This is a genomic window from Komagataeibacter xylinus NBRC 15237 (assembly GCF_001571345.1).
In the GTDB taxonomy this organism is placed as follows: Bacteria; Pseudomonadota; Alphaproteobacteria; order Acetobacterales; family Acetobacteraceae; genus Komagataeibacter; species Komagataeibacter xylinus.
In genome coordinates this window covers 1-2,500 of sequence record NZ_BCTP01000094.1, presented here as the reverse complement: position 1 = coordinate 2,500, position 2,500 = coordinate 1, and the positions used below count along the sequence as shown (strand labels likewise).

Annotated in this window: 1 rRNA gene; it reads left to right on the top strand. The window is 55.0% G+C overall.

Annotated elements, in window-relative coordinates:
• Nucleotides 1–72 precede the first annotated feature (72 nt).
• Nucleotides 73–2,500 (top strand): 23S ribosomal RNA (locus GXY01S_RS16310); the annotation flags it as partial.

The window sequence follows — 2,500 nt, the reverse complement described above, 5'->3', positions numbered from 1 at the left end:
GGCGGTTCCTTGCCTGAGTAATCAGGTATTGAAATGCTGGCTTGAGTGGATGGCTCCTGTGCATGTGTGGGCAATGAGCGCGATAAGGGCATTCGGTGGATGCCTTGGCACCAGGAGGCGATGAAAGACGTGGCACGCTGCGAAAAGCCATGGGGAGCCGCGAGCAGGCTTTGATCCGTGGATATCTGAATGGGGCAACCCACCCAGCGATGGGTATCATGTTCTGAATACATAGGGACATGAGGCGAACCCGGGGAACTGAAACATCTAAGTACCCGGAGGAAAAGACATCAATTGAGATTCTGCTAGTAGTGGCGAGCGAACGCGGAACAGGCCAGTGGCTGTTTTTGAAGAAGCAGAACGGAATGGAAAGTCCGGCCATAGCGGGTGATAGCCCCGTATGCGTAATATCAGGAACAGTCCTTGAGTAGGGCGGGACACGTGAAATCCTGTCTGAACATGGGGGGACCACCCTCCAAGCCTAAATACTCCCTGGTGACCGATAGTGAACAAGTACCGTGAGGGAAAGGTGAAAAGCACCCCGACGAGGGGAGTGAAATAGACCTGAAACCGAATGCCTACAAGCAGTCGGAGCCTCTTATGGGGTGACGGCGTACCTTTTGTATAATGGGTCAGCGAGTTTCTGTTTGCAGCAAGCTTAAGCCGTTAGGTGTAGGCGCAGCGAAAGCGAGTCTGAATAGGGCGACGAGTTGCTGGCAGAAGACCCGAAACCGAGTGATCTAGCCATGGCCAGGCTGAAGGTGCGGTAACACGCACTGGAGGGCCGAACCCACGCCTGTTGAAAAAGTCGGGGATGAGCTGTGGCTAGGGGTGAAAGGCCAATCAAACTCGGAAATAGCTGGTTCTCCGCGAAATCTATTGAGGTAGACCGTCGAGTATTACCCCGGGGGGTAGAGCACTGGATGGGCTAGGGGGGCCCAAAGCCTTACCAAACCTAACCAAACTCCGAATACCCGGAAGTATGAGCTCGGCAGACAGACAGTGGGTGCTAAGGTCCATTGTCGAGAGGGAAACAGCCCAGACCACCAGCTAAGGCCCCCAAATCGTGGCTAAGTGGGAAAGGATGTGAGGATTCCAAAACAACCAGGAGGTTGGCTTAGAAGCAGCCATCCTTTAAAGAAAGCGTAATAGCTCACTGGTCTAATAGAAACCTTGCGCCGAAAATGTAACGGGGCTCAAGCCACGTGCCGAAGCTGTGGGTGCATTCTATGAATGCGCGGTAGCGGAGCGTTCCGTAGGTCTGTGAAGGAGACGGGGTGACCCTCTCTGGAGATATCGGAAGTGCGAATGCTGACATGAGTAGCGACAAACAGTGCGAGAAACACTGTCGCCGAAAGTCCAAGGGTTCCTGCGCAAGGTTAATCCGCGCAGGGTGAGCCGGCCCCTAAGGCGAGGGCGAAAGCCGTAGTCGATGGAAACCGGGCAAATATTCCCGGGCCTGCCAGAAGTGACGAATACAATATGTTGTCAGGTCTTATCGGATTGATCTGGCTTTTGGCGTATTCCAGGAAATAGCTCTGGCATATAGACCGTACCCGAAACCGACACAGGTGGACTGGTAGAGAATACCAAGGCGCTTGAGAGAACGATGCTGAAGGAACTAGGCAAATTACTTGCGTAACTTCGGGATAAGCAAGACCCGTCAGTGGGCAACCATGGGCGGGTGGCACAGACCAGGGGGTAGCGACTGTTTAGTAAAAACACAGGGCTGTGCGAAGTCGAGAGACGACGTATACGGCCTGACGCCTGCCCGGTGCCGGAAGGTTAAGAGGAGGTGTGCAAGCACTGAATTGAAGCCCCGGTAAACGGCGGCCGTAACTATAACGGTCCTAAGGTAGCGAAATTCCTTGTCGGGTAAGTTCCGACCTGCACGAATGGCGTAACGACTTCCCCGCTGTCTCCAGCATCGGCTCAGCGAAATTGAATTCCCCGTGAAGATGCGGGGTACCCGCGGTCAGACGGAAAGACCCTATGAACCTTTACTGCAGCTTTGCAGTGGCATCAGAGACATTCTGTGTAGGATAGGTGGGAGGCTTTGAAACCGGGGCGCCAGTTCCGGTGGAGCCATCCTTGAAATACCACCCTGACTGTTTCTGATGTCTAACCGAGGCCTGTTAGCCAGGTCCGGGACCCTGCATGGTGGGCAGTTTGACTGGGGCGGTCGCCTCCCAAAGTGTAACGGAGGCGCGCGATGGTGGGCTCAGGCCGGTCGGAAACCGGCTGTCGAGTGCAATGGCATAAGCCCGCCTGACTGTGAGAGTGACAGCTCGATCAGAGACGAAAGTCGGCCATAGTGATCCGGTGGTCCCGCGTGGAAGGGCCATCGCTCAACGGATAAAAGGTACTCTAGGGATAACAGGCTGATCTCCCCCAAGAGTCCACATCGACGGGGAGGTTTGGCACCTCGATGTCGGCTCATCACATCCTGGGGCTGGAGCAGGTCCCAAGGGTTCGGCTGTTCGCCGATTAAAGTGGTACG